Source organism: Ottowia cancrivicina (assembly GCF_029813755.1).
Classification (GTDB): Bacteria; Pseudomonadota; Gammaproteobacteria; order Burkholderiales; family Burkholderiaceae_C; genus Ottowia; species Ottowia massiliensis.
Genome location: NZ_JARVII010000009.1, coordinates 32,000 through 58,352, shown reverse-complemented (window position 1 = coordinate 58,352; position 26,353 = coordinate 32,000). Strand labels below are relative to the sequence as shown.

Genomic DNA, 26,353 nt, shown 5'->3' with positions numbered 1-26,353 from the left:
GCCCCTCATCATCTCAAACCGACAACAACCTTTTTGAACGCAACAAGCGCACCAAAGCTTCGCGTCTCAAATTGTCCTTGTAGTCAAGCAGCACCAGCGTATACCCCAGCTTCTTGCATAGTGACCGCTTACGCGCATCCCTGCGCTGCTGGGCCTGAAAACCCTCTGCGCCATGCCAGTGCTTGACTTCACGGAAATGCTGCTGGCCCTGATATTCAAATGCCAATCGCCGTCCAGGCAGAAAAATATCCAACTCAAGCCCTTGCATTTCAGGGGGACGATAGCGTCGCTTGATGCTTTCACCCTCAAAAATCTGAGCAATATTGCGGTACAAAATTTCTTCGCTAACCGGCTTGCCTTTGGGAGCAAACCCCATCCGCTGGCGCAACTCCTGCTCATCGTCGTCCGGCTTGCCGTAATACAGCATGAACTTGCTGTATCCATAGATGTACATGACGGGCCGTGCACAAGGCGCAGTGATCTTGGGCAAGGCCCGCACGGCTTCCACAAAATCCGCGGGCAGCTGCTGCGGCATCAAACAGACACCCAGCCAGCCTTGCACGCTGCTGGCCTTGTTGTAAGCCGCTTCAAAGCGTGTGTGATAGCCCAGCGGCGCAGGTAGCGAACAAACATGCCCCCCAGGCGGGCGGGCCACAACAGCTGCGAAATTGCCGATCTGCAAAGGCGCGTCAGCATCCACATACAGCGCCGGATCAAAGCTGCCCACCTGCTGGTCCCTGGCATTTTGGTAGAACTCTGACCAACGCACCGCAGTATAGGAATAGTCGCGATCCACGTAACGATTGGACTTGACCGGATCGGGCTCATAAGAACTGCCCCATGAATCCGACGGCGGTGGCGGCGCCATGTTGCCAGGCCATGTTTGAGCCGCCCCATATTTCAGGCGTGTGGAATCAAACCAGCGCCCCTCTAACGGCACCCCTTGCTCTTGTAGCCAGTCGAGCAAACGCTGCCGGAACACCCATTGCACATCCAGCCTGTAACCCAACTGCTGCCCCGCAGGCAAGCGCGCCGCCTCCAGCAGACTTTGGCACAAAGCCATACCCGGCTTTGCAGTCATGGATTTCCAAAGTTGCTACCGCCATCAGAAAGCGTTGCCAATCTGGCCAACAGGCCAAGCACCAACGCCTTGTCGCCTGCACTACAGGCACGCCACATCTCCAACACCTGATGCTCTTCGTGCGCCACTGGGCGCATTGGGCGGCCCGAACGAGCGGCATGAATCATCTCTCGCGCGCTCCTCGGTAGCCCCGTTACGACGTAATCAGCGTCAAAAAACTCCTTGGATGCCAAAGCACGCACCCTGTCTTCCGGGAAAGACCTGCGTTTCTTGCGGTCGTTGAAAGCGGTAGGTGACATGCCCAGCCGCTTGGCTACCTCCTTGTCGGTGCGCACCTTGAGCTCCCCCTTAAGGCGCAGCAATGCGGCATCAAAGTCAAGAACCTCTTCAGACACTTGAACAAACTCCTGAAATACGGATAAAATCCGTATCAATAACTTTGCAAATCAATTTGACATAGGAGCACAGCAATGACCCCAGATCAACTCAAAGCCCAGTTCCGCGCTAGCGGCCAGACCTTCAGCCAATGGGCACGCGATCACGGTTACCGCCCGCAACAGGTACTGCGTCTGATCAACGGTTTTGACAAAGGCCATCGAGGCCAAGCACACGAAATCGCAGTTGCGCTTGGCATCAAGCCCAAACCCAAGAGCTAAGGCCAATTGTCTCCGCAAAAGAAACAGCCATGACCACCCCTGCCTCCCCCGCGCGCTCGCTGCCGCTGCGCACGCTCGATGTGCTCGACGCGCTTTGCGGCTTTGCCGCCAGCGGCGCGGCCAACGGCGAGCTGGCCCGCGCCGCGCGCTGCACGCCCAGCCAGGTCACGCGCTGCATGGCCCTGCTCATTGCCAAGGGCTGGGCGCGCAAAAGCGAGGAAACCGGGCGCTTTTACCCCTCGCCCGCCTTCACGCGGCTGACGTTTCGCGTCACGGCCGATCTGGAGCGCCTGCAAACGCGCCTGGACGACCAGCGCCGCGCCCTCACCGGCCTGTAACACCCCCCCTTCACCCCCTTTGAAAAGGAAAACCCGCCATGCCCCGCCCCCCCAAAGCCCCCGCCGCCCCCGCCCCCGCCCCCGAAGTGCTGCCCGCCGTGGCCAGCCGCATCGAGGCCGCGCAAGACGCCGCCCTCACGGCCGCTGAAACCGATGACGTGTTTGCCGCCGGCATAGACGTCGGCAGGCTGGAGGCGCTCGATTTTGTGGCGACGGTCGCCACTTCCGCGCTGCTGTCGATTTTTGAAAACGTAAAAAAATCAAAGGCTTGGAAACACCTTCGCCACCCTCAAAGTGGCGACGGTCGCCATTTTTCGAGTTTGGAAGAGTTTTGCGAAATCAAGCTGGGCAAGAGCTACCGGCGTTTCCGTGAACTGGCCGCCAACCGCAACCTCATCGGCCAGCAAGCCTTTGAGCAGGCCGAGCGCATCGGGCTGCGGCAGGTGGACTACAAGGCCATCCGGGCGCTGCCCGCGCCCGAGCAGGAGCTGGTGCGCCGCGCTGTAGAGGAAAGCGCCAGCCGCGACGAGGTGCTGGGCCTGCTGCAAGAGCTGGCCGCGCGCAGCGCGCAAAAGGAGCAGGAGCTGCGGGCGCAGGTGCGGCAAGAGCAGCAGGAGCGGGCCGCCACCGAGCAGCGCCTCTCCGTGGTGCGCCAGCAAAAAGAGCAGGCCGAAGAAAAAGCCGCCCTCATTGCCACGCTGCCGCCCGATGAAAAACTGCAACAGCTGCGGCAAGAAGCCGCCGCCCTGGCCGCGCAGGCCGAGGGCCTGGTGCTGGGCAGCCTGCGCCAGGCGCTGCTGGCGCTTGAGGACCATGCGGTCAGCGACGGCGAGGGCACCGCGGGCAGCGCCGCCTTCATGGCCGGCCTGCTGGCGCAGGTGCAGGCCCAGCTCGATGCGCTGCGGGCAGAGTTTGGCTTGCCCGATGCGGCCGATGCCGATGCCGATGCCGCCTGGATGCCCCCGGCCGAAGTGCTGGCCGCGCTGGGCGCGGGCGGTGATGGGCGCAGCATCATCGACATGGGCACGGATGGCGGCGCCGATGGCGATGCCGATGGCGATGCCCCCGTCTCTTTCCAGGCGTAAAGCGGGAGCGGCCCATCATGACTGCCCCCCGCGCTGCCAGCGCCGCCACAGCGCAGCTGATTGCGCAACTGGCCCGTGATCTGGCCCAGGCCACGGCCGGCCAGGGCCACGGCGGCAAGGGCGCGCTCGTGGCCGCCGCCAGCCAGGCCACGGGCCTGTCGCGCGCCACCGTGTACCGGCGCCTCAAGGAGTTCACCGTGCAGCCTGCGCGCCGCCGCCGCTCTGATGCCGGCGCCGTCAGCGTCACGCGCCAGGAGGCGCTGGCTATCAGCGCCGCCTTGATGCAGTCGCAGCGCAAGGGCGGCAAGCAGCTGCTCAGCGTAGCGCGCGCGCTCGATGAGCTGCGCTGCCAGGGCCTGGTGCGCTGCGAGCGCATCCACCCCGAAACCGGCGAAGTGCGCTTCTTGAGCGCCAGCGCCGTGGAGCGCGCCCTGCGCACCTACGGCCTGCACCCGGCGCAACTGCTGCGCCCCACCCCCTGCACTGAAATGAAAAGCCTGCACCCCAACCATGTTTGGCAAATTGACGCCAGCCTCTGCGTGCTCTATTACCTCTCCAACGGGCAGGGCAAGGGGCAGGGCAAGGGGCAAAAGGGCGGGTGCCAGCGCGGCGGCCTGCAAGTGCTCGAGGCCGACAAGTTCTACAAAAACAAGCCGCGCGCGCTCGAGCGCGTGCAAAGCGAGCGCGTGTGGCGCTATGTGGTCACCGACCACTACAGCGGCTCCATCTTCGTGCACTACGTGCTGGGCGCTGAAAGCGCGCTGAACCTGGCCGAAAGCTTTATTGCCGCCATCAACGCGCGCAGCGTGCTGGGCGCGCCCGACCCCTTTCACGGCGTGCCCTTCATCCTCATGATGGACATGGGCAGCGCCAACACCAGCGGCCTGTTTAAAAACCTGGCGCGCCGCCTGGGCGTGCAGCTCATGCCCCACGCGCCGGGCAACGCCCGCGCCACCGGCCAGGTGGAAAAAGCGCAGGACATTGTCGAGCGCTGCTTTGAAAGCACGCTCAAGGGCCAGGCCGTGGGCAGCCTGCAGGCGCTCAACCTGAGCGCCTACTGCTGGGCGCGCAGCTTCAACGCCACTGCCCGCCACAGCCGCCACGGCCACACGCGATTGCACCAGTGGCTGGGCATCACGCCCGAGCAGTTGCGCATCGCCCCCGGCGTGCAAATGTGCCGCGAGCTGCTCACCCACGAGCCTGAGCTGCGCAAAGTCAGCCCGCGCCTGACCGTGGAATTCAAGGGGCTTGAGTATGACGTGCGCGACGTGCCCGCCGTCTCGGTGGGCGAAAAACTGCGCGTCACCTACAACCCCTACGTGCAAGAGGCCGCCTGCATCGTCTACACCGACGCCGATGGCCGCGAGGCGCTGCATACCGTGCCCCTGGTGCAGCGCGACGAAGCGGGTTTTCGCGTGGATGCGCCCGTCATCGGCCAGCAATGGGCCAGCGCGCGCACCACCCCCTTGCAGGCCAACCGCCAGCAGGTGGAGCAACTGGGGCAACTGCCCGCACGGCCGCCTGCCGGCGCCAGCGCCGAAACCGGCCGGGCAGACCCGGCAGGCGGCTCCGCCGCGCCCGCCGCCCGGCCACAGCCCATGCAATTGCCCTCTGAGCTGCCGCACTCTGAGCCGCTCTTTGGCCGCCGCCTGGCCCCCCTGCGCCAGGTACGCGAAGCCAAGCTGCCCATCCCCCTGCCCAAAAAAGGCCAGCCGCTGCCGCTGGCGGCCAAGGTTGTGGCGCCCACCCGTGCCGAGCGCACCCTCACCTTGTTTGAAGCCAGCCGCGAACTGGCCGAGCACCTGGGCGCGCCGCTGGAGCCGGCCCGCCTGGCCCTGCTGCGCCAGCTGTGCCCGCAGGGCCTACCTGAAAGCGAGCTGCCCGCCATGGCCGAGCGCCTCGCGGCACGGCCTGCCCTGCGCGTCATTGCCAGCGCGCGCTGAAGTACAGAAAAAAAGCCACAGGAGCCGCCGCCATGCCCTTGCACACCGCCCTGCACCGCACCCTGCAAGCCCACGGCCTGAGCCAGCGCCAGCTGGCGCGCCAAACGGGCCTGAGCCTGACCGCCGTCAACGCCATCGTCACACGCGGCCACTGGCCCCAGCGCGGCCAGGCCGCCGCCCGCGCAGCCTTCATCCAGGCGCTGCGCCAGGCAGGCGCCACCACCGCCGAGCTGCGCGCCCTGGCGCTGCCGCCCGCCCCATCAACCCAAAAGGCTGCGGGCGCGCCAACGCCCGCAGCCGCGCCCTCCCCAACCTCAGACATCTCAACCGGAAAGGACTACGCCATGTTATTGGAAAACACCCCCCTCACCCGCGCCGCGCTCAAGCACTTTGGCCTGCCGCGCAGCCCCTTTGTGGACGACATCCAGACCCGCGCCGACGTCTTCCAGAGCGCCGCCACCCGCTACGCCCGCGCCGCTTTGCTCGACAGCGCCGCCCATCACGGCTTCATGGCCCTGGTGGGCGAAAGCGGCGCGGGCAAAACCACGCTGGTGCTTGAGCTGCAAGAGCGCATCCGCGAAGAGCAAAAAGACATCCTCGTCATCAAGCCCTACACCCTGGGCATGGAAGCGAGCGACACCAAGGGCAAGACACTGAAAACGGCCCAGATTGCCGAGGCCGTCATTTACGCGCTCGATCCGCAGGCGCGGCTCAAAAATACCCCCCAGGCACGCTTTCGGCAAATGCACGAGTTGTTGCGCGCCAGCCGCCGCGCAGGCCGCCGCCACCTGCTCGTCATTGACGAAGCGCACTGCCTGCCCGTGGCCACGCTCAAACATCTGAAGCGCTTCCTGGACGAACTCAAGGACGGCCTGCAGCGCCTCATCGGCATTGCCCTCATTGCCCAGCCCGAGCTGCGCCAGCTGCTGCACAGCCAGAACCCCGAGGTGCGCGAAGTCATGCAGCGCTGCGAAATCGTCGAGCTGGAGCCGCTGGACGCCGACTTGCGGGCCTATCTGGACCACAAGTTCGCTCGCTTTGACTTAAAGAGCGAACAGGTCTTCGAGCCAGACGCTTTCGACGCCCTGCGCGCGCGCCTCATTCATGTGCCGCGCGGCAGCAAAACCGGCATCAGCACTTGCTACCCGCTGGCCGTGCACAACCTGGTGGCGCGCGCCATGAACGGCGCGGCCGCTGCCGGCTGGCCCAAGGTCGACGCCCAATGCGTAGCGGGGGTGTAAGCCATGCCGCGCCCCACCCTCGTCATCATCACCCTGCCAGGTGGTTCACAGTGCCGCCACATCGGTTTTTACGCCCACGTGATGGACGGCGTCCTGCGTGCGCTGGCGCTGTTTCCTCAGGCGCGCCGCATCAGCGGGAGGCGCGCATGAGCCATCCTGCTACCCGCCGCGCGTCAGCCAGCCGCCGCTTTGCGTTTGCCCCTGGCGTGATTGACGCACAGCGCCGCAAAAGCGCCTGGCGCAGCCTGCTCCGGCGCCCCTGGCTGCAGGCTGCCGCCGAGTTGCTGCTGTGTTTGGTGTGCGCCTTTGCCTGCGCCTCACTCTGGAGGCTGGCCGCATGATGCTGCGCTGCCCCAACTGTGGCGCGGGCATGAGCCTGGACGCCCTGGTGAGCCATCAGCAGCTGCGCCAGCTGCTGGCCACGGCCCTGCGCGGCCTGCCTTGCGGTGACGATTTGCTGCGCTACCTGGGCCTGTTTCGCCCCCCCAAACGCGAGCTGCGCCCCGAGCGCGCCGCCCGCCTGCTGCGCGAAGTGCTGGCCGACATGCAGCGCGGCTGCATCACGCGGCGCGGACGCGACTGGAGCGCGCCGCCTGAGCTGTGGCAGGCCGCCTTGCAGGCCGTGCTGGACGCCGCCGCCAAAGGCTCGCTGCAAACGCCCCTGACCGACCACGCCTACCTGCACGAGGTGCTCATGCGCCTGGCAGACAAGGCCGAGGGCCAACAGGAGAGCGAGCGCGAGGCCCTGCTGCGCAGCCGCGCCCCGCGTGGCGCCGTGCAGGTCACGGGCCAGAGCGCGGGCGCCCTGGACGCCCTGGCCCAGGACCCGGCGCTGGCCAAACTGGCCGCCGATGCGCTGGCCGCCGCCCCCATGCCTGAGGCCGTGCGCGCACGCCTGGCGCGCCTGCGCGGCAGAGACGCCGCCAGTGCAACCCCGTCTGAACTCCCATCCGCAACCCCGAAAGGAAATTAACCATGCCCACTCCCAACACTGCGGCCCACACCGCCGCCTTGCAGCCCGCAGAAAGCATGCGCCGCCTGGCTGCTGACTACGCCGCCTGCCGTGACCGGCTGGCTGCACTCGTGCAGGCCGTGCGCGAGCAAGTCAGCACCATTGAGCGCGGCGCCACGCCCGAAATCCTCAAGGCTGCCCGCAAGATTGCGGCCCTGCACAACGATTTGCAGGCTGCCATCACCGCCCACCCCGAATGTTTCGTCAGGCCCCGCACCATGGTGGTGGACGGCCTCAAATTCGGCCTGCAAAAGCAAAAGGGGCGCATCAGCTGGGAAGACGACGGCGCCCTGTGCGAGCGCATCATGAAACTGACTGAAAGCGGCGCCATTGAGCCGCAGCAGGCTGAAACCCTCATTGAATACCGCCCGCGCCCTGTGGCCGCCGCGCTGGAGCAGCTCGACGCCAAAACCCTCAAGCGCCTGGGCGTGACCGTCACCCTCGACAGCGATGCGCCACTGATCAAAACCGTGGACAGCGACATCGAAAAAATCGTCATCCAAATGGTCAAACAGGCCACCCGAAACCTGGACGGGGGGCAGGCATGAGCTGTCTCGGGCCGATTCACCGTGCGCAGGTGCGCATGGGCTACCGCCCCGCAGCGGCGCAGGCGTGCTGCCAGGGCTGCCGCCATGCCCGCTTGCAGCAGCCTGGCGCGCCGGGCTTTTGGCCGCTGCGCTGCACGCTGGGCGGCTTTGGCGCCCGCGCCCTGATGGTGTGCGGGCAGTTCGAGGCCAGGGCCCACCAAGACGAAGGAGAAGGAGAGCCGGTATGAACCGTGACGACGCCCTTGCAAAGATCAAAAAGTGCCTGGCGCTGAGCCACAGTTCCGAAGCGCACGAGGCGGCCGCTGCCATGCGGCAGGCGCAGAAGCTGATGGCGCAGTTTGGCCTGAGCGAGCGCGACGTGTCGCTGGCCGACGTGCACGAAGCCTGCGCACGCGCTGCCAGCCCGGCGCTCAATGCCTGGGAAGCAAGCCTGGCCCGTGTTTGTGCCGACGCCTTTGGCTGTGAGATGTACAGCCTGGTGCGCGGCGCTTACAACGAGGCAGGCAATTACGCGCGCCAGGGTTTTTATGTTTTTGTGGGTGTGGGCACCGCGCCCGACGTGGCCTCTTATTGTTTTGCCGTGCTGCTGCGCCAATGCAGCCGTGCGCGCCTGGCGCATGTGCGCCGTCAGCCACGCCAGTGCAAGCCCGCCACCAAGACGGCGCGTGGCGACGCCTTTGCGGCCGGCTGGGTCTGTGGCGTGCGCAGCCTGGTTGAGCGCTTTGCGCAACCGGCGCGCGACGAGCAGCTGCTGCTGGACTACATGACGGCCAGACACCCCGACATAACTGCTAGGCAACCGCGCGACAGCAGCCGGGGCAGGGGCCGCCTGGTTGATGACGGCCACCGCAGCCGTGGCTACGCGGCAGGCCGGCAGGCCGAGCTGCGCCGGGGAGTTGGCGGCGTGCGGCAGACCTCGTTGACTTGTCCCGAAAAAACCCTCTGAAACGCCCGAAAGGTTCAACAAGTGCCTGAGATACCACCGCGCTCCGTTCAAACCAAACGGAACGCTTCTGAACGCCCTGGCGGGGCTGCCAAAGCCCACACCCCCAACCACACCGCGGCCATCCACGTCCTCAAGGCCCGCCTGGGCATGAGCGATGACGACTACCGCAGCCTGCTGCTGGCCCTCACGGGCAAAAGCAGCAGCAAGGTCATGAGCCAGGGCGAGCGCGCACGCGTACGCCAGCGGCTGGAGCATCTGGCGCGCCTGGCAGGCTTGCCGGGCCGCAGCGGCAAGGTGTTGCGCCTGGGCGCTGAGCGCGCGCTGGAGCGCAAGGTGTGGGCGCTGTGGCGCCAGCTCTGGCTGGGCGGCCAGGTGCAAAGCCCGCACCCTGCCGCCTTGCAGGCGTGGGTGCAGCGCCAGACGGGCTGCGCCCATTTGCAGGCCTGCACGGATGCGCAGCTGCACATCCTGATTGAGAGCCTCAAGGGCTGGCTGGCCCGCCCGCCGGCGGCCTGAAAACAAAAAACCATTGACCATGCAAGAGACGCCCCGGATGCAAGACGCCAGTGAGCTGCTGGATGCGCGCCCCGATTTGTCGCAGGTGTGCGGCCCGCAGCTGGCCGCGCTGGATGCGCTGCTGGCGCCCGAGTGGCCGCCCCTGTGGCGCGAGCTGTGCACCAGCTGCTTCGTTACCCTGCGGCATCTGGCGCAAGGCGGCGCGGCCGGCCTGGACACTGATGCGCACGATCTGGCGCGCCTGGCGCTGGCGCTGACCATGGGGCTGGCGCAGGACTTTGGCGGCCAGCCCCTTTACATTCCCGTGGGCGCGGCGCTCATGAGTGCGGCCAAAACCCGCCGCATCGTGGCCGCGCTGCGCAGCGGCAACAGTTACGCTGCCGTCGCCCGCCGGCACGGCGTGACCGAGCGGCGCGTGCGCCAGATCGAGGCGGCCTGGCGCGCCGCAGAAATAGAAAAACGCCAGGGCAAGCTGCCCCTGTAGGCGCGCGCGGCCCCTGCAGGGGCGCACGCCCAAAACAATGAAGGCTTTCATTTGGGCCTGAAAGCCGGGCGGCGCGACGATGCCGCCCATGACATCTACCCCGCCCACAAACACCGCAGCCGCCGCACCCGCTGGCGCGCCCGCTGCGCCGGCAGCGCCCGCCAGGGGCCTGCCTGCCGGCATTGAAATCTTCAGCGCGGGCACGCACACCGACGACCAGGGGCGGCGCCACACCTTCACGCGCGCCATGCTGGAAGAAATGGCGGCCACCTATGACCGTGCCTTGCGCGAAGCGCCGCTCACCGTGGGCCACCCCAGGGACAACCTGCCCGCCTATGGCTGGGTGCAGCGCGTGTTCGTCAACGAAGCCGGCAACCTGGCCATAGACCCGCACCAGGTGGACGAGGCCTTTGCCGAAATGGTGCGCGCCGGCCGCTTCAAAAAGCGCAGCGCCAGCTTTTACCCGCCCGGCGCTGCGCACAACCCGACACCGGGCAAATGGTATTTGCGCCATGTGGCCTTTCTGGGCGCGCAGCCGCCCGCCGTAGCGGGCCTCAAAGACATGGGCTTTGCCGCCGGCGATTTCGCCGAGGCACTGTGCTTTGGCCAGGAGCTGCCCGACACCGATTTGCAACCTACCTCTAAGGAGCCACCCATGTCTGATGCAGACAAAGCCGAGCTGGAGCGCCTGCGCGCCGAAAACCAGCAACTGGCCGCCGGCAAGCAGGCGGCCGAGCAGGCCGCCGAGCAGGCCCGCGCCGATGCGCAAAAAGCGCAAAGCGAAGTCAAAAGCTATGCCGAACAGGCCGCCGCCGAGCGGCAGGCCGGCTTTGTGGCCTTTGCCGAAACCCAGATCAAGGCCGGGCGCTTGCTGCCGCGCGACAAGGCCGTGTGTGTGGCTGCGCTGCAAACGCTGGCGCAAACGCCCGCCGACGTGTCGTTTTCCGAGGGCAGCCAGACCACGCAGGTGACGGCCATGCAGATGTGCGCCTGGCTGCAGGGGCAGATGTCCAGCCGCAACGCCATCGTGGACTTTGCCGAGCGCGCCGCAGGCGGCGCCCCCGGCTTCGACGCGCGCGGCAAGAGCGATGACGAGGTGCACCGCGCCGCGCAGGCCTGGCTGGACCAGCACCCCGAGGCCAACTATGCCCAGGCGCTGGGCCACGTCACCCGATTTACCCAATGAAACAGCAGGAGCCGCCTTCTTATGAGCACCCCCGCACAAGTACGTTTCAACGTCAACCCCATCCTCACCAACCTGATGGTCACGGGCACGGCGCAGGCCGGCCTGGTGGCCATGCAACTGTTTCCGCAGCTGCCCACGGCCCTGCGCGGCTTTACCCTGGCGCAGCTGGGCGACGATGCCACGCGGCGCTACAACACGCGCCGCGCGCCGGGCGCGGCCACCAAGCAGATGCGCATCAACTGGGAAGGGCGCGTCTATACCGTGGATCAGCACGCCATCGACGTGCCCATTCCGCGCGAGCTGATCGAAGAGGCCAACGAGGCCGCGCGCCTGAACGTGGCGCAGCACCTGGACATCAGCCGCATTGCGGTCAACACGGCCCTGCAGGTGCTCAGCCTGGGCCACGAGCTGGAAGCCGCCGCCCTGGCCACCGATCCGGCGGCGTTTGGCGCCAACGTGCAGGCCCTCTCGGGCGGCACCAAGTGGAGCGCCGACACCGGCACACCCGTCACCGACCTGGCCGCTGCCAGCGAGACCATACGCAAATCCACCGGCCGCCGCCCCAATCTGCTGGTGCTCTCGGCCGACGCCTTCTATGCCCTGTCGCTGAACAAAGAAGTGCGCAGCTACCTGCCCACCACCTTGCTGGGGCCGGCCACGCTGGAGCAGCTCAAAACCATCCTCAAGGTGCCGCGCATCACCATAGGCGAGGCCATCTGGACGGACGAGGGCGGCGCCAGCCACGACGTTTGGGGCAACAACGCCGTGCTGGCCTACGCGCCCGACATAGGCGCAGGCGGCGCGGGCCTGAGCCTGGGCGAGCCCGCTTTTGGCTTTACCAGCGTTCTGCCGGGCCACCCGTTTGTGGAAACACCGTACTTTGACCGCGCCACCAAGAGCTGGATTTATGGCGCGACGTATGAGCGCAAGCCCACCCTGGTGCGCGCCACGGCCGGTTTCCTGTTTCAGAACCCGAAATAAGCGAAGGAGTCGCCCATGTCAGAAACCTCGGAAACCGAAACCGAAGCCCAGGCCAAAACACAGGCCCCAACCCAGATCCCAATGCCGCGCTACGTTGCCCTTGTGGCCACCGCCTGGATTGGCGCCGATGGCCGCCGCACACTCATTGCGCCCGGCCAGCCACTGCCAGAGGAGATGAGCGAGCATGACCGCCAGCAACTGATCGCAGCACGCGCCGCGCGCGACAACCAGCAGGCCCAGCGGCAGCAGCGCCAACAGGCGGCCGAGCGTGAACGCACAGGCGCTGCCTTTGAGGCCGAACGCGCCAAAGCCGTGGCTGCCCGCCAGAGCGCGGCTGCGCCCGCGGCCCCCGCCAAAAAGAAAGGAGCCACCCCATGAGCAGCCACATGAACCGCCAGTTCGACAAGCGCCACGCCGTCACGGTGGTGGCCGCCGCTGATATCGCGCCCTACCGCTTCGTCTCTTACGGCGGTCAGCCGGCCCCGGCCGCCCCCGACAAGCCGCTCAAGGAAGTGCAAGGCGTCTCGGAAACCGGCGCCAGGCAAGGCGAGGCCTTGTCTGTCGTCACCGGCTACAGCTACACCGTGGAAGCGGCCGAGGCCATTGAGCACGGTGCCTACGTCAAACCTGCGGCCGACGGCTCCGGCAAGGCAGCGGCAGGCACAGCCAGCGACCACTGCGGCCGCGCCCTGTGCGCTGCCGCACGGGCGGGCGAGCTGATCGAGGTGCAGGTGCTGCACCACGTGCACGCCTGAAGGGCCGGCCATGCCAGAGATGCCCTACGCCAGCGTGCAGGACATGATTGAGCGCTTCGGCGAGGTGGAGCTGGTGCAGCTCACCGACCCCGACCAGCGCGCCGTGCAGCCCCAGCGCGCGCAGCGTGCGCTCGATGACGCCCAGGCGTTTGCCAACGGCCTGCTGGCGCAGGCTTACCGCCTGCCGCTGGCCGGTTGCCGCAAACCCGCCCCCACGCCGCAAAACCCGCGCGCCACCGTGCAGGTTGCGCCGCCGCAGCTGGTGCGCATCGTCTGCGATGTGGCCCGCTACTACCTGTATGACGAGCTGGCCCCCGAACACGAAGTGGCCCTGCGCTACAAGGCCGCCAGCGCCGAGTTGCGCGCCATTGCCGACGGCAAAGCGCAACTGACTTGCCCCTGGGGCGGCGCGCCGGGCGAAACCCTGGCCAGCGGCGCGCTGGGCGACGGGCAGGTGTACAGCCACTTCAGCCCGCGGCAAGTCACCGACGAAGCAGCGGGCAGCTACCGATGAGCACAGCCGGCCTTGCCACTGCCCGCGCCAACAACTTTCTGGCGCTGGAGCCGCTGCTGGCGGATTTGCTCAGGCAGGCACTGCAGGGCATGCGCCCGGCCGTGCAGGTACTGACGGCGGCCGATCTGGCCGATGTGAAGCTCACGCGCCAGCACACGCCTGCGGTGCACCTGGTGTATGGCGGCTACCGCATCGAAGACGACGCCGGCGCGCGCCTGCTGCTGGCGCACACCTGGCATGCCGTGACGGTGGTGCGCAACGTCGCCAGCGCCCGCACGGGCCAGGATGCACGGCAAGACGCCGGCCCGCTGCTGGAGCGCGTGATGAGCGCGCTGCTGGGCGCCCACCTCAAAGGCGCCACCCACCCGCTGAAGCTGGCGCAGCCGCCCCGGCCCTGGCACGAGGCGGGCACGCAATTCATTCCCACCACCGTGGTGGTGAAAACCGTATTTCACAAAACCTGAAAAAGGAACTCTCTCATGGCCGCTACCGAACTCATCCGCAAAACCTACCGCCCCGGCATGACGGTGGGGCAGGTGTACGCCCGCCCCTGGGGCAGCAACGCCGCCCTGGCCGAAATCGGCAACGTGCTCGAACTCACGCTCGAGCACAAGGAAAACGTGGTCAAGCAGCAGGACATGACGCGCCTGGGCGGCGGCACGCACGCCGAGGTGCGCCGCGTGGAAGACGTGGAAATCAGCATGAAGCTGGCTGATCTGAACATTGTCAACTTGGCACGCGCCACTTTGGGCACGGTGCAGGGCGTGGACGCGGGCAACGCCACGGACGAAGCCCACGAAGCCGCCCCGGGCGGCCTGCTGCGCCTGGCGCACATTGCGCCCACGGCCCTGACCGTTAAAAAGGGAGCTAACGCCGCCAGCGCCACCGCCGTGGCCGAGGCAGGCAACTACGAAGTGCGCCCCGAGGGGCTTTATGTGCTGCCTCAGGCCGCCGACATTCAGGCCGGCGACAAGCTCTGGGTCAGCTACTCATGGGGCGATCAGGCCGTGATTGAAGCGCTCACCACCAAGGCCGTGGAGCTGGAACTGAGCTTTGGCGGTCTGAACGAGGCCGATGGCGGCAAGCCCTGCGTAGTGGATGTCTGGCGCGTGAGCCAGTCCATTACCAAGCAGCTGGCGCTGATTAACGACAAATTCGGCGCGCTGGAAGTCTCCGGCTCCGTGCTGCAGGACATGCGCCGCAGCGGCAGCGGTATTTCGCGCTACTACCGCCAGACGATTGCCTGAATTTTTGTGCGGCCCTGGGGTTCAGCCCTGGCTGTCAGAGTCGTCAATATCCGCGCCCGTGCCGAACAGCACATCCCACGCGATCAGGGCCGGCGCGGGCGATCAGGGCCACAGGCAGCATCCAGACCGTGCCGCTCAAGCCCGAGCACATCGCAGCCACAAACAGCCACAGGGCAAATTCGGGCAGGCAAAAGGGCTTTTTCATGGGCTGCTTTTGCTGCTTCGCCCGGCTGACCCGCGCACGATCAGCGCCAGCGGCCACAGCAGCGCGCCCAGTCCGCCTTGCAGCGCCAGCAGCGCCCAGCGCACAGCCAGCGCCAGCAAGATCAGTTGCAGCGGCGCCCACACGCCACGCCAGGCGGCGTGCAGCGCAAAGGCCAGCGCCGCCGCCAGCGGCGCCAGAGCGGCCACTCGCCACAGCACGGGCCAGGCCAGGGTCAGCATTTTTTTCAACCGCGCTTTGTTCATGGCCGCATCATGACTGAAAAAGGCTTGGAAATCAAAATCAGCGCCGACGGCGAGCAGGCGCGCCGCAGCGTGCAGGATGTGGCCGGCGACATCGACCAGCTGGCAGGCACGCTGGGCGGCGAGCTGGGCCAGCAGGCCGCGCAAGCGGCGGCCCGCCTGCGCGAGCTGGGCCGGCAGCAAGAGGCCACCGAGGCCTTTTTGCAATTGCGCACCCATGTGGGCGACTGCGGGCGCACGCTCAAAGGCCTGAAAGAAGAAGCCAACGCCTGGGCCAGGCAAATCACCCAGGCCGGCCCGCCCACCGCGCAGGAGGCGGCCCACCTGGACAAGCTGCGCGGCGCCGTGGCCGCAGCCAGCGCACATCTGGCCGAGCAGCGCAGCCAGCTCAAACAAGCGGCCGCTCACATGCAGCGCCACGGTGTGGCCACCCAAGGGGCGAGCCGCGCGCTGGACGGCATTAACAGTGAAATCAGGGCCACCGCCCAGGGCGTGGCCGCCCTGCACCCGAAGCTGACCGCCGCCGTGCAGGGCTGGCAGGGCCTGGGTGCCAGCGCCGGCCAGGCCAGCGCCGCTCTGGGTAAAACCCGGCGCGGCCTGACCAGCATTTCAGAGCAGCTCAACCAGGCCCGCCAAGCCGCCGGCCGCATGGGCGCAGCTCTGGCCGGGGCTTTTTCCTTCGGTCAGGCCGTGCAGGTGGCCGCCGACATGGAAAAACTCCAGGCCGGGCTGCAAGCCGTCACGGGCGATGCGGCCCGCGCCCGCGCTGAAATGGATTTTGTGCGCCGCACAGCCAGCGCTGCCGGTGTGGACGTGACCGCCGCCGCCAGCGCCTATTTGGGCCTGGCCGCGGCCACCAAGGGCACGGCAGTTGAAGGCCAGGCCGCGCGCGACGTGTTTGCCGCCGTCAGCGCCGCCATGGCGCGCGCGGGCAAGTCCAGCGCCGAAACGCAAAACGCCCTCACGGCCCTGGCACAAATGGCAAGCAAGGGCGTGGTCAGCATGGAAGAAATGCGTGGCCAGCTGGGCGAGGCCCTGCCTGGCGCGTTTCAGGCCGCCGCGCAGGGCATGGGCATTACGGTGCAGGAGCTGGGCAAGCTGATTGAAAGCGGGCAGCTGACCGCGCAGGACATTTTCCCGGCCCTGGCCCGGGGGCTAGGCGAGATTTACGGCGGCGCGCCTGCTGCGCAAACGCTCTCGCAGGAAATCACCGGCATCAAAAACGCCTTTGCCGACATGGCCGACCGCATCGGCCAGGCCGGCGGGCTGGATGCGCTCAAACGCGGTGCCGAAGTGGCGCAAACAGCCATTACCCTGCTTGGCGATGCCCTGGTGACGACGGGCAAGAGCCTGGGCGCGCTCATGGGCGCTGTGGCCACGCTTGACTTCAGCGGCCTCAAGCAGGCGTTTGCCGACATCGAAGCCGAAAGCCGCGAGAAGCTGCTGGCCGCCGCCCAGCACAACGACACCTTGCGCAGCTACATGGCCGCAATGGGCAACGAGGCCACCCGCGCCGCCCTGGCCGCGCAGCAACAAGGCCAGGCGGTGCAGCAGGCGGCCGAGCAAGCAGCTGAAAGCGGCACCAGCTACGCCGCCCTGTCGGCCGCCTATGCCGAGGTCAATACAGAGATGCAGGCGCAAATCGCGCTGGCCGACAAGGAAATCACCGCTGCCCAGGCGCGCGGGCAGGCTGCCATTGCCGAGGCGCGCCTGAAGGGCGACGAAGCCCTGTTGCGGCAAGCCATAGGCCAGGCCGCGCTGCAAGAGGCCGATGCCATTGAGCGCCTGGCCTTGCAGCGCCAGGGCGAGCTGCTTTCGCTGCGCGCTGAGCTGCGCAGCAAGCAGCAGCTGCTGGCCGCCCAGGGGGATTTGTCTGATGAGCGCCGCAAGGAACTGGAGCAGTTGCAGACGCTGATCGAGAAAAAACAAATCGACGCCGACCGCACCCGCGCCCAGGCTGCCGCTGCGCGCGACAGCGCCCGCGCCAAGGGCGAAGAAGCGCAGGCCGCCCAGGCCGCCCTTACAGCCGCGCAGGCCAGCCTCACGGCACGGCTGGCCGACGCACGCGCCAGCGTGAGCTTGCTGCAAACACAGAAAGACCTGGCCGGGCAAAGCGTGGAATTGGCCCGCCTTATGGGCAACGAAGAAGCCGCCCGGCAAGCGCGCATCCAGCAGTTGCGTATCGATATTCAGCTCACCCGCGCCAAGGCTGAAGTCATGCGCACCGAGGCCCAGGGCGCCATTGAAGTGGCGCAGGCCACGCGCGCCGAGCTGGCCGCGCGCGGCGCCCTCACCGCCCTCAAGCGCGCCGAGCTGGACGCCACCATCAAGCTCGCCCAGGCCAAGCTCAAGGAGGCCGATGCCCTGCGCCAGAGTGCCCGCCTGATTGATCAGACCATTCACAACCTGCGCAACTATGGTCAGCAGGCAGCGGCCAGCGGCCAGCAGGCAGCCAACGCCTACGCCCAAACAGCCAGCGCCGCCGAAAGTGCAGCTGACCGCATCGTGGCCGCCAAGCAGCGCGAAATCGAAGCCAGCAAGCGCGCCCAGCAGCAACGCGAGGAGGAAGCCAAGGCTTACCGCGAGCGCTGGAACGTTGACGAAAGCGGCTTGACCCGCAACACGGCCGGCCGCACGGCCAGCGCGCAGGAGCCGCAGGCGCTGTTCAATCAGCGCCTGATTCGCTACTGGGGCGAGGACATGCTGGGCAGCGAGGCGGCGCGCCAGGCCACCACGCTGCGCCAGAAGCTGGAGTACTACGCCAGCATCGGTGTGAGCAGTTCGCCCGATGGGTCGCTGGCTGCCATGAAGGCCGAGCTGGAGCGTTTGATGCGCGTCATGCAGGCCGAACGCATGGCGCGCAGCGAGGCCAGCCGGGCGCAACGCCAAGGGACAGGCGTGCCCCCTGCCGCGCCATCAGCGGCTACGGGCGGTGGCCAGCAAAACGTGGTCAATATCCACATTGGCGGCGCTAAGCACGCCGTGCGCACCGACGCCGCCGGTGCAAAAGCCTTGCAAAGCGCGCTGCGCGAGCTGCAGCAGGCCAGCCAGCGCGCGGCATAGGGGGCAGGCTTTTGAAGCCTTTCGTTTGGCCGCGCAGGCCCACGCCCGCCACCATGCGGGCATGAGCGTCATATCCCTGAAGCACACCGGCTCGCAAGAAACCCTGTTGCTGCCCGACCGCCTGGTGTGGGTGGGTGAATACGCCTGGAGCCCGGTGGCCCACGAAGCGCGCTGGGGCACCGACGGCGCCTTGCTGCTGCACGTGGCGCGCCGCCAGGCGGGCCGGCCCATTGAGCTGCAAGGCGCGGCCTCCGAAGCCTGGCTGCCGCGCTCGGCGGTGCAGCAGCTGCACGCATGGGCGGCGCTCAAGGGCCAGGTGTTTGAACTCACTTTGCGCGGCCAGCGCCACACCGTGGTGTTTGACCACACCCAGGGCAACGCTTTCGAGGCCGAGCCGCTCTGGCCCCTGCTCGATGGCGAGTACGACGCCGACACGCTCTACCGCCCCACTCTGCGTTTCATGGAGGTCTGAATGCCCCTGCTCAACGGCGACATCGCCATAGCCCGCTCCGCCCAGATGTCCGACACCGCCGCCGGCGGCGGCCCGCCCACGGCGCAGCTGCTGCCCGATGGGGCCAGCAACGCCATCGTGCCCGATTTGTCGGAGGACGCGCGCGTGGGCGGGCTGGTCGAGATCCGCCACCTGCACGGCGTGCTGCGCAACACCGATACCGACCCTTTGACGGGCGCCAACATCATCCTGGCCGAGCCGCCTGATGATCCGAGCGTGAGCATCACGCTCGTGCCCACGCGCAACACCTTTGCCCGCCGCCCCGACATTGAGCGCCTGATTGAGGCCACCAGCGTGCCCGGGGCGGAGTTCTCAGGTTTTTTGCTCGAAAACCACGTGACGGGCCAGCGCAGCCTGCAACTGGGCCAGCGCCCGGGCGCGGAGCCGCCAGGGGTCAATACCACGCTGGTGCTCATTGCTGATGAAGGCAACCCCGGCGAGCGCGTGCAGTACGTGCGCGTGCGCCGCGTCACCACGGCGCAGGCCACGTTTACCGAGGCACTCGGGCAGGGCAACTATGCCGACTATCCCATCCAGATTGCCACTTGCGAGTTGTTCAGCCCGCTCTCGCACGATTTCGCAGGGTCGCCGCCCAACCGGCTGTATGCGTGGCAGACGGGCAAGACCCGCGTGCGCCGCGTCACCGCATCCGACGCGGGCACGTTTTATTCGGCCAGCCGCCTGGTGCAGCCCGCTGCGGCGGGCGACCTCACGCTCAAGGTCGCCAGCATCTATACGCAGCTGGTGCCCGGCACGCGCACCGAGACACCCCTGACCGACCAGCGCCCGGGCGCGGCGCGCACTGTAGAGCTGCAAGACGCGGTGGGCAAGCTCCAGGTGCAGGCGGCCAGCCACACGGCGCGCATCATGGTGACCGAGGCCACGCGCGGCTATACCTACACCTGGCGGCTCAAACCCACGCCCGCGCCCGGCTCCATTGCCGTGTCGTATCTGGTCATGGGCACGTGGTACACGCTGCTCGATGACGGCGCAGGCCAGCTCACAGGCAGCGGCTCGGGGGCGGTGAGCTACCACTCAGGCGCGCTCTCGGTCACGCTGACGGCCCTGCCTGATTTAGGCAGCCCCGTGATCGTGAGCTGGGCCGACACGGCCCCTTACGTCAACGCCTGCGCCGCAGGCCCCCTGGTGGCGGGCAGCGCGCCGGCGTTCAGCCTGGCCCTTGAGGCAGGCGGCCAGGCCGAGGGCAGTGTCATCAAGTGGGCCAGTGGCGGCCAGCAGCGGCAGGCCGTGTGCGACGCAGCGGGCAACCTCTCGGGCGATGCGACGGGCAAATTGATGCCCGCCGTGGGGCAGCTTTTTATCCGGCCGGCGCTCTGGCCCGATGCGGGCGCGGCTTTTGAGTTGACGATGCAGCAGCGCGCCACGGCCAGCAAGAGCTTTGCATCGGTGGCGGTGGATGCGGGCGGTTTTGCGCAGTTGGTACTGGACGAGGAGCCGGCGCCCGGATCGGTGGTGGTGGAGTGGTACACGGCCCAGCGTGTAAGCAGCAGCAGTGGGAGCAATCTGGGCGGCACCAGCATCGTGCGGGGCCACGTGGGCAGGCATCTGGCGCCAGGCGGGCGTTACTTTTACGCCCACGACAAGACCACAACTGCCACGCGCGGGAGCAAGACCGAGCGCAGCAGCAGCGACACGCGCGTGGCGCGCCACACCGCCAGCGACGACGGCGCAGGGCACTTTGCCGACGGGCTGGGGCAAATTGACTATGCGGGCAAGACGCTCACCCTGCGCATGGTCACCAAGGGAGGCTCCACGGAGGGTTACCAGAGCGACTATGACGAGGCGGATGCGTTTTCGATCGCGGGCTGGCCGGCTCCGCCCACCGCGGGCGACACGCGCAAGGGCGGCGCATGGGGCAACACGGCCCTGGCCGAGGAGGTACTGGCCGCCAGCACGGTGCTGGTGCGCTATACGCCCGCCAGCGCGGCGGCCAGGCAGCAGACGGCCACCGTGCCCGCGCGGCAGATCGGCGTCAACCTGCGCCAGCAGGGCAGCGACCCCATCGTGCCCGGCAGCGTGCGCTTTAGCTGGATGGGGCATGACTACAGTGACGCTAATGGTTTGCTCTACCGCGACCGCACGGCCACTGACCCTGGTGTGCAGTGCGGCAAGGTGGACTACGTGGACGGCGCGGCCCTCATTGACGACTGGGCATCAGGCGACGACCCGGGCACGCTGACCATCCGGCGCCTGTGGACGCGCAAGAGCCGCTCTACCACGGGCGTCATCCACGGCCGCACGGCCACGGCGCCCATACGCCCGGGCGGCTTGACCCTGACAGCCGTGGACATGGCCGGCGACACCATCACGGCGCAAGTTGACGACCAGGGCAAGATTGCCAGCGACCTGGCCTGGGGCCACATGGACTTTGCCACTGGCGCGTTTGTCATCATGTTCGGCCAGTTCGTGGCCGACACGGCGCTCACGGACGCCGAGCGGGCCGAGTGGTGGTACAAGGCCGCCGATGTCGGCAAGGTGCAGCCAGGCAAGATTTGGCGGCCGCGCCCTGTGGACCCGACCACGCTGCGTTACGACGCGGTGGCCTATACCTACCTTCCCGTTGACTCCACGCTCATGGGCCTGACGCCCGAGCGCCTGCCGCCCGATGGGCGCATGCCCTTTATTCGCGCGGGCGATTACGCCGTCATCGGCCAGACCGTCACGGGCGCGCCCTTTGTCGCCGTGGCGGGCAACACCTACAACACGGGGCTGACGCGCCTGTCCAGCATCGACGTGCTGGGCGCTGACGGCTCCGGCCAGCTGCGAGACGGCTACACGGTGGATCTGGATGCGGGCACCGTCACGTTTAATAACGTGGCCGGCTGGCCCGCGCAGGTGGTGGTGCGCGCGCGCATCGAGGTATACCGGCGCGTGGCCGACGTGCGCATCGACGGCACGGTGCGCCTCACAACGCCGCTGGGGCATGACTTCCCGGCGGGCAGTGTGCTCTCGACGGCGCTGCGCTTTGGCAACAAGGGCGCGCACGTGATCCGGCTGTTCGATCAGCGCGCATGGAGCGGCAAGTGGCTGGATACGCGCGAGGGCGACGACGCCACCGGCAACTATGACGACACGGGCTACCCCGTGGCGGTCAACAACCGCGGAGCCATTACCGAGCGCTGGGCGCTCAGGCTGCGCGCTGACGGCCAGACCTTCGATCTCATCGGCGAGCACCTGGGCCAGATCGCCAGCGGCACCATCAATGCCGACTTTGCGCCCACCAACCCCAACGCGGGCACGCCGTATTTCGTGCTCAAGGCCGCCGGCTGGGGCAGCGGCTGGACGGCGGGCAACGTGCTGTTCGTTCACACGGTGGGCGCGGAGATGCCCTTTGCCTTCATTCGCTCCACCAGCCCTGGCTCGCCCACGGCGCCCGACTACCACGCCCTGCTGGCCGTACGCGGCAGCGCTGACAGGCCGCCATCTACGCCCTATCCGTGAGTTTTTGGTTTTTTGCGTTTTCTACAAAGGTTTTTCCAAATGGCAGTTTTTCCCGTCAAATATGTGCACTCCGGCATGCGCGGCGCGCCGGTGGTGTCGGGCACGCCCGGTTCGCGTATCGGTGCGATTGACGCGTTTTTGCTCACCGGCTTTGGCGCCGTGACGGCCCAGCGCGTCACGGTGGCAGGCGGCATCGCCACGGCCACCTTGCAGGCCGGGCAGTCGTTTGAGCCGCACACGGTGATTGCCGTGGCGGGCGCCACGCCCGATGCGCTCAACGGCGAGGCGCGCGTGCTCACGGCCACGCCCAGCCAAATCACCTTTGCCACGGCTGCTGCCGATGGGCCGGCCAGCGGCACCATCACCATCAAGGTGGCGCCCGTTGGGCATTGGACCAAGGTTTTTGCCGGCACCAACAAAGCCGTATACCGCAGCACGCACCCCAAGGCATCGGGCTTTTATCTGCGCGTAGACGACAGCGCGGACACCTACATGCGCGTGCGCGGCTTTGAGAGCATGAGCGATATCGACAACGGCACAGGGCCATTTCCAACGGATGCGCAGATTGCGGGAGGCGGCTACTGGGTAGTGGCCGCACGGCCAGGCAACGAGGTCGTCAATTGGGACTTTGCGGCCGACGCACGGTTTTTTGCGGCGGCTTGGGCGCCGGATGCGGGCGGGCACATCAGCGCACCGCTGCGTGGTTTTGGCGACTTATTGCCGCGCGCGCCGGCGGGCGATGTATGGGCGGTGGGCCTGTCGTGCCTGAGTGACGCCAACTCCAACGGCATTTATGCTGGCGGCCTAAGTGCCCCCGGGGGCGGCACACCTGGCCGCGGGCTGTACCTGCCGCGCTCGTACACCGGACAAGGCAGCTCGCGTCTCTCGTACACGGCATCCTATTGCGGCGGCGGCGATATCTCCGGCGGTGACAACCAGCCGCTGGGTCCGGCACCCAATCCGGTTGACGGCTCCATTGAGTTTTGCCGCCTGTTTGCACGCGCGGGCGCCGCATACCACTTCGGGCCGCGCGCCGATCTGCCTGGTGTGCTGTACTGCCCGCAGGGCGGGCTGAAAGATATTTTTTCGCCGCGCGACAGTGTCACAGGCAGCGGGCCGCTGGCCGGGCGGCGGCTGGTGATGTTGCCCGCCTACTCCTACTGGGGCCAGACCAACGGCTTTTACGCCATCGACACCACCGGCCCGTGGCGCGAGGACTGACGCAGGAGGCTCCCGCACATGGCTCATCACAACCTGCCCGTACGCATCTCGCACTGGAGCGCCCCTGTGCTGGGGGCGCAGACCGTGCAGCGGCCTGGCGCCGTGCGCACAGTGATATGGCCCGCCCGCGGCCTTGAGGACATGCGCATACCCGGCCACGTGCCGGGCTACGTGCATGACCGCGTCATGAGCAAGACCGGTCCCACAGCGCCGGAGGTTCCGTTCGCCAATGGCCGTGTGTGGTTGCTGCGTCTGACAGACGGCTACAAGGCATGGGAGGGGTGGAGCAACGCCCAGGGCTGGTACCGCGCCGAGGGGCTGGAGGCGGGCGTGGAGTATGTGGCCGTGGGCATCGACCCAGAGCGCCACTACAAGGCCACTGGCGCGGGGCCGGTGCGCGCCAAGGCCAGTGTGGAGGGCACGGGGGGCACACCGTGACCACCCTGCAAATCAGCACGGCGCACCGCGCCGCCCGCAACCAGGCCAGCGTCACGCTCGCTGACACCGGCGCGCAGGCATCGTGCATCCGTTTGTACGACGCGCAAGGCGGCCACTTGCTGGCCACCCGCACGCTGGCCAAGCCTTGTGGGCGCATCGACGCGCAGGGCCGCATCGTGCTGCTGGGCGCTGATACGCATGATTTGGTGCAGGCCACCGGCAGCGTGGCATGGGCCGAGTGGTGCGACGGCGCGGGCCGCGCTATTGCCAGCGGCGCCGTGACCGACGAGGCAGGCGACGGCCCTTTTAAATTGGCCGGCACGGCGGGCACCCTGATTTACGAGGGCGGGCTGGTGCTGCTGGGCGGCGCCACGCTGGGATAACGGGGCGCAGATGTGGCCACCCGTGCGGCAGATGAGGGCAAATTACGGTTTGACGCGGGGCATGACGGCCGCGGCAAGCTGCTCTTTGGCGATGCAGGCAGCGCCTTGCCGCCTGCGCCGCCAGTTGCGGTATCGGTGGATGCCAGCCTGCCCGGCCTGGGCAGCCTTACCCTGCGCGTGGCGCGGCAATTGGCGCTGGAGGCCGACTTGCCAGGGCTGGACGGCAGCGTGGCGCTGGTGTGGGATGCCAACGTCAGCCGCGCCATGCAGCAGCGCGTGCATGCGCACTGGCAGGACGGTGCAGCCCGCCATGCAGCAGCAGCCAGCCATTGGCAGGACGGGCCGGCCCAAGGTCATCGGGCCGGCAGCCATTGGCAGGACGGCAGCGCGCGGGCTTTACGGGCGGCCAGCCACTGGCAAGACAGCCAGCCCAGGCGCGCCCGTGCGGCCAGCCATTGGCAGGACGCTGCACCGCGCAGCGCCCGCACAGGCGCGCACTGGCAGGCACCCCGCCTGCTGGACGTGCGCACAGCCAGCCACTGGCAGGACGGTGACCGGCGGCAAGGGGCAACGCAAGTCATCTGGCAAGAGGGCCTGCGCCTGCACTCGCTCGTGGCCAGCCACTGGCAGGACGGCGAGCTGCGCCGCCTGCTGCTGGGCCACGCCAGCGGGGCCGGTTTGCCCATCTGGCTGGCCACAGCCAGCCACTGGCAAGACGCCCGCCGCCCGAGCAGCGGTCAAAGCCACGTGGTGCCCATCCGGCCCCGGCGGCCGCCCTGCTACGACGAGGCCACCGCGGGCAGGCTGGTGTTTACCGATGCCTGGGGCGCCGGATCGGGCACCCTGGGCCGGCTCGTTTTTGTGTGTGGCAGGGGCGGCCGCGACACGCCGCCCGCCGTTATCTATATCCCGCCCGCCAATCGCTACATCGTGATCAACCACATCGAAATCCACCGTGCAGGTTCGGCAGACCTGCTGCCCTGCGAATCCCTGGGCATGACGCTGGAGCGTGACTCATGGACGTGGAGCTTTACGGCCACCTTCGCGCTGGGCGCACTGGACGCACTCATGCCCGGCAGCGACGGCGCGCCTGTTGAGCTGCGCGCGACCATCAACGGCCAGCCCTTTGGACTGCTGGCAGAGCGCATCAGCCGCAGCGTGCGTTTTCCCGAGCGCCTGGTCAAAGTCACCGGCCGCGGCCTGGCCGCCGTGCTGGATGCGCCCTATGCCCCCGTGCAAACCTTCAGCGCCGCGCAGCCGCGCACGGCGCACCAGCTCATGCTGGATGTGCTCACCCTCAACGGTGTGAGCATGGGCTGGCAGGTGGACTGGCAACTGACGGATTGGCACGTACCCGCTGGCGCTTTCATGCACCAGGGCACCTGGGCCAGCGCCCTGAACCACATTGCCGGCGCTGCGGGCGGCTACATCCAGCCGCACGACACTGATGCACGCCTGCACGTGTTGCCCGCCTGGCCCCGGCCCTGGTGGCGCTGGGCGGGCGCGACCCCCGACATTGAGCTGCCGCGCGGCGTGGCCGAAGTGGAAGACACCGAATGGGTGCAAGAGCCTGCCTACAACCGCATCTTCATCAGCGGCGAGGCCGGCGGCATCCTGGGCGATTACAAGCGCGCGGGCACAGCCGGCGATGTGCTGCGCCCCATGGTGGTGCACCCGCTCATCACCGACGAAGCCGCCGCCCGCCAGCGCGCCACGGCCGAGCTGGCGCAATCGGGACGCCTGATCCGCCAAAGCCTCACGCTCATGGTGCTGCCCGAAACCGGCATCATCAAGCCCGGCCGCCTGCTGCGCTATACCGACGCGCAGGGCACAACCCGCCTGGGATTGGTGCGCGCCACCGCCCTTCAATGGGCCTTTCCGGCCCTGACCCAAACCATCACGCTGCAAAGCCATGCCTAGCCACGCCCACAGCTTCAACCCCTACGCCGCCTTCAAGGCGCTGCTGGCCCCCGCCCCCCTGCAAATCGGCACGGTGCAGAGCATTCATCAGGGCGAGGCCACCATCGAGCTGCCCGGCGGCGCCCTCATCCGCGCCCGCGGCCAGGCCAGCACCGCCCAAAAAGTCTTCGTGCGCGGCAACCTCATCGAAGGCGCTGCGCCTGATCTGCCTGTGGTGACGGGGGAGGTGTAGGGGTAATAAAAAAAGACGGGCGACTGCCAGCGGTGCAGCGAACACCACTGGTAGCCCCTTTCCCGCAGACCAAGGCTGCAAGTCAGGCGAAGACCCGCCACCTGTCGACAGGCGGCGGCAAGCCT

General features: G+C 67.7%; 32 protein-coding genes. 28 read left to right on the top strand and 4 right to left on the bottom strand.

Going from position 1 to position 26,353, the window contains the following annotated elements:
- Positions 1-13 precede the first annotated feature (13 nt).
- On the bottom strand, positions 14-1,081 hold the full coding sequence (locus QB898_RS05950) for a PDDEXK family nuclease (RefSeq protein WP_279524206.1): 1,068 nt from the start codon (positions 1,079-1,081) through the stop codon (positions 14-16).
- Positions 1,078-1,476: a helix-turn-helix domain-containing protein gene (locus QB898_RS05945; protein ID WP_279524205.1), complete on the bottom strand. Its 399-nt coding sequence runs from the start codon at positions 1,474-1,476 to the stop codon at positions 1,078-1,080. Before QB898_RS05945 ends, QB898_RS05950 begins: the two co-directional genes overlap by 4 nt.
- 75 nt (positions 1,477-1,551) lie before the next feature.
- Between QB898_RS05945 and QB898_RS05940 the strand changes: the two genes are divergently transcribed.
- From QB898_RS05940 to QB898_RS05845, 20 genes are all read left to right on the top strand, one after another.
- Positions 1,552-1,737, top strand: coding sequence for a DNA-binding protein (locus QB898_RS05940; protein WP_279524204.1), 186 nt, complete (start codon positions 1,552-1,554; stop codon positions 1,735-1,737).
- 29 nt (positions 1,738-1,766) lie between these two features.
- Positions 1,767-2,075, top strand: a complete 309-nt coding sequence (locus QB898_RS05935) for an IclR family transcriptional regulator (RefSeq protein ID WP_279524203.1) — start codon at positions 1,767-1,769, stop codon at positions 2,073-2,075.
- 38 nt (positions 2,076-2,113) lie between these two features.
- Positions 2,114-3,160 carry a hypothetical protein gene (locus tag QB898_RS05930; RefSeq protein WP_279524202.1) on the top strand — a complete coding sequence of 349 codons (1,047 nt, stop codon included), beginning with the start codon at positions 2,114-2,116 and terminating at the stop codon, positions 3,158-3,160.
- Between the two features lie 17 nt (positions 3,161-3,177).
- The gene (locus QB898_RS05925; protein ID WP_279524201.1) at positions 3,178-5,103 is read left to right on the top strand and encodes an integrase; all 1,926 of its coding nucleotides are present in this window, start codon (positions 3,178-3,180) and stop codon (positions 5,101-5,103) included.
- Between the two features lie 32 nt (positions 5,104-5,135).
- Positions 5,136-6,344, top strand: a complete 1,209-nt coding sequence (locus QB898_RS05920; protein ID WP_279524200.1) for an ExeA family protein — start codon at positions 5,136-5,138, stop codon at positions 6,342-6,344.
- A 3-nt stretch (positions 6,345-6,347) separates the two neighbouring features.
- Positions 6,348-6,494, top strand: a complete 147-nt coding sequence (locus tag QB898_RS05915; RefSeq protein WP_279524199.1) for a hypothetical protein — start codon at positions 6,348-6,350, stop codon at positions 6,492-6,494.
- Positions 6,491-6,685: a hypothetical protein gene (locus QB898_RS05910; RefSeq protein ID WP_279524198.1), complete on the top strand. Its 195-nt coding sequence runs from the start codon at positions 6,491-6,493 to the stop codon at positions 6,683-6,685. The genes QB898_RS05915 and QB898_RS05910 overlap by 4 nt, the downstream gene beginning before the upstream one ends.
- Entirely contained in the window at positions 6,682-7,317 is a 636-nt protein-coding gene (locus tag QB898_RS05905; protein WP_279524196.1) for a hypothetical protein, read from the top strand. The genes QB898_RS05910 and QB898_RS05905 overlap by 4 nt, the downstream gene beginning before the upstream one ends.
- A 2-nt stretch (positions 7,318-7,319) precedes the next feature.
- Entirely contained in the window at positions 7,320-7,904 is a 585-nt protein-coding gene (locus QB898_RS05900) for a hypothetical protein (protein ID WP_279524195.1), read from the top strand.
- Positions 7,901-8,131, top strand: a complete 231-nt coding sequence (locus tag QB898_RS05895) for a hypothetical protein (protein WP_279524194.1) — start codon at positions 7,901-7,903, stop codon at positions 8,129-8,131. Before QB898_RS05900 ends, QB898_RS05895 begins: the two co-directional genes overlap by 4 nt.
- Complete coding sequence (locus QB898_RS05890) at positions 8,128-8,850, top strand: DUF7168 domain-containing protein (RefSeq protein WP_279524193.1); 723 nt, start codon at positions 8,128-8,130, stop codon at positions 8,848-8,850. Before QB898_RS05895 ends, QB898_RS05890 begins: the two co-directional genes overlap by 4 nt.
- Before the next feature lie 147 nt (positions 8,851-8,997).
- Entirely contained in the window at positions 8,998-9,366 is a 369-nt protein-coding gene (locus tag QB898_RS05885) for a regulatory protein GemA (protein ID WP_279524192.1), read from the top strand.
- A 37-nt stretch (positions 9,367-9,403) separates the two neighbouring features.
- Positions 9,404-9,850 (top strand): Mor transcription activator family protein, encoded by a 447-nt coding sequence (locus tag QB898_RS05880; protein WP_279524191.1) that lies wholly within the window; start codon positions 9,404-9,406, stop codon positions 9,848-9,850.
- Positions 9,851-9,938: 88 nt separating this feature from the next.
- On the top strand, positions 9,939-11,036 hold the full coding sequence (locus tag QB898_RS05875) for a hypothetical protein (protein ID WP_279524190.1): 1,098 nt from the start codon (positions 9,939-9,941) through the stop codon (positions 11,034-11,036).
- A 21-nt stretch (positions 11,037-11,057) separates the two neighbouring features.
- Positions 11,058-12,017 carry a hypothetical protein gene (locus QB898_RS05870; RefSeq protein WP_279524189.1) on the top strand — a complete coding sequence of 320 codons (960 nt, stop codon included), beginning with the start codon at positions 11,058-11,060 and terminating at the stop codon, positions 12,015-12,017.
- A gap of 15 nt (positions 12,018-12,032) precedes the next feature.
- Complete coding sequence (locus QB898_RS05865; RefSeq protein WP_279524188.1) at positions 12,033-12,395, top strand: hypothetical protein; 363 nt, start codon at positions 12,033-12,035, stop codon at positions 12,393-12,395.
- Positions 12,392-12,772 carry a capsid cement protein gene (locus QB898_RS05860; RefSeq protein WP_279524187.1) on the top strand — a complete coding sequence of 127 codons (381 nt, stop codon included), beginning with the start codon at positions 12,392-12,394 and terminating at the stop codon, positions 12,770-12,772. The genes QB898_RS05865 and QB898_RS05860 overlap by 4 nt, the downstream gene beginning before the upstream one ends.
- A 10-nt stretch (positions 12,773-12,782) precedes the next feature.
- Positions 12,783-13,286: a gp436 family protein gene (locus QB898_RS05855; protein ID WP_279524186.1), complete on the top strand. Its 504-nt coding sequence runs from the start codon at positions 12,783-12,785 to the stop codon at positions 13,284-13,286.
- A complete protein-coding gene (locus tag QB898_RS05850) occupies positions 13,283-13,750 on the top strand; it encodes a phage tail terminator protein (protein ID WP_279524185.1) in 468 nt (155 codons plus the stop codon). The genes QB898_RS05855 and QB898_RS05850 overlap by 4 nt, the downstream gene beginning before the upstream one ends.
- Before the next feature lie 15 nt (positions 13,751-13,765).
- Positions 13,766-14,533, top strand: coding sequence for a phage tail tube protein (locus QB898_RS05845; RefSeq protein ID WP_279524184.1), 768 nt, complete (start codon positions 13,766-13,768; stop codon positions 14,531-14,533).
- A 43-nt stretch (positions 14,534-14,576) separates the two neighbouring features.
- Here QB898_RS05845 and QB898_RS05840 read toward each other — a convergent pair whose 3' ends face one another.
- Complete coding sequence (locus QB898_RS05840) at positions 14,577-14,738, bottom strand: hypothetical protein (protein ID WP_279524182.1); 162 nt, start codon at positions 14,736-14,738, stop codon at positions 14,577-14,579.
- Positions 14,735-14,977 carry a hypothetical protein gene (locus QB898_RS05835; protein WP_279524181.1) on the bottom strand — a complete coding sequence of 81 codons (243 nt, stop codon included), beginning with the start codon at positions 14,975-14,977 and terminating at the stop codon, positions 14,735-14,737. The genes QB898_RS05840 and QB898_RS05835 overlap by 4 nt, the downstream gene beginning before the upstream one ends.
- 33 nt (positions 14,978-15,010) lie before the next feature.
- Between QB898_RS05835 and QB898_RS05830 the strand changes: the two genes are divergently transcribed.
- The 8 genes from QB898_RS05830 to QB898_RS05795 all read left to right on the top strand — a co-directional run bounded on the left by QB898_RS05830 (position 15,011) and on the right by QB898_RS05795 (position 26,228).
- Complete coding sequence (locus tag QB898_RS05830; RefSeq protein WP_279524180.1) at positions 15,011-18,061, top strand: tape measure protein; 3,051 nt, start codon at positions 15,011-15,013, stop codon at positions 18,059-18,061.
- A 61-nt stretch (positions 18,062-18,122) separates the two neighbouring features.
- Positions 18,123-18,533: a hypothetical protein gene (locus QB898_RS05825; protein ID WP_279524179.1), complete on the top strand. Its 411-nt coding sequence runs from the start codon at positions 18,123-18,125 to the stop codon at positions 18,531-18,533.
- The gene (locus QB898_RS05820; protein WP_279524178.1) at positions 18,534-22,034 is read left to right on the top strand and encodes a hypothetical protein; all 3,501 of its coding nucleotides are present in this window, start codon (positions 18,534-18,536) and stop codon (positions 22,032-22,034) included.
- 39 nt (positions 22,035-22,073) lie between these two features.
- The gene (locus QB898_RS05815; protein ID WP_279524177.1) at positions 22,074-23,255 is read left to right on the top strand and encodes a hypothetical protein; all 1,182 of its coding nucleotides are present in this window, start codon (positions 22,074-22,076) and stop codon (positions 23,253-23,255) included.
- A gap of 18 nt (positions 23,256-23,273) precedes the next feature.
- On the top strand, positions 23,274-23,693 hold the full coding sequence (locus QB898_RS05810; protein WP_279524176.1) for a hypothetical protein: 420 nt from the start codon (positions 23,274-23,276) through the stop codon (positions 23,691-23,693).
- Positions 23,690-24,076, top strand: a complete 387-nt coding sequence (locus tag QB898_RS05805; protein ID WP_279524175.1) for a hypothetical protein — start codon at positions 23,690-23,692, stop codon at positions 24,074-24,076. Before QB898_RS05810 ends, QB898_RS05805 begins: the two co-directional genes overlap by 4 nt.
- Positions 24,077-24,088: 12 nt before the next feature.
- Positions 24,089-25,996, top strand: a complete 1,908-nt coding sequence (locus QB898_RS05800; RefSeq protein ID WP_279524174.1) for a hypothetical protein — start codon at positions 24,089-24,091, stop codon at positions 25,994-25,996.
- Positions 25,989-26,228 (top strand): hypothetical protein, encoded by a 240-nt coding sequence (locus tag QB898_RS05795; RefSeq protein ID WP_279524173.1) that lies wholly within the window; start codon positions 25,989-25,991, stop codon positions 26,226-26,228. Before QB898_RS05800 ends, QB898_RS05795 begins: the two co-directional genes overlap by 8 nt.
- Positions 26,229-26,353: the final 125 nt, after the last annotated feature.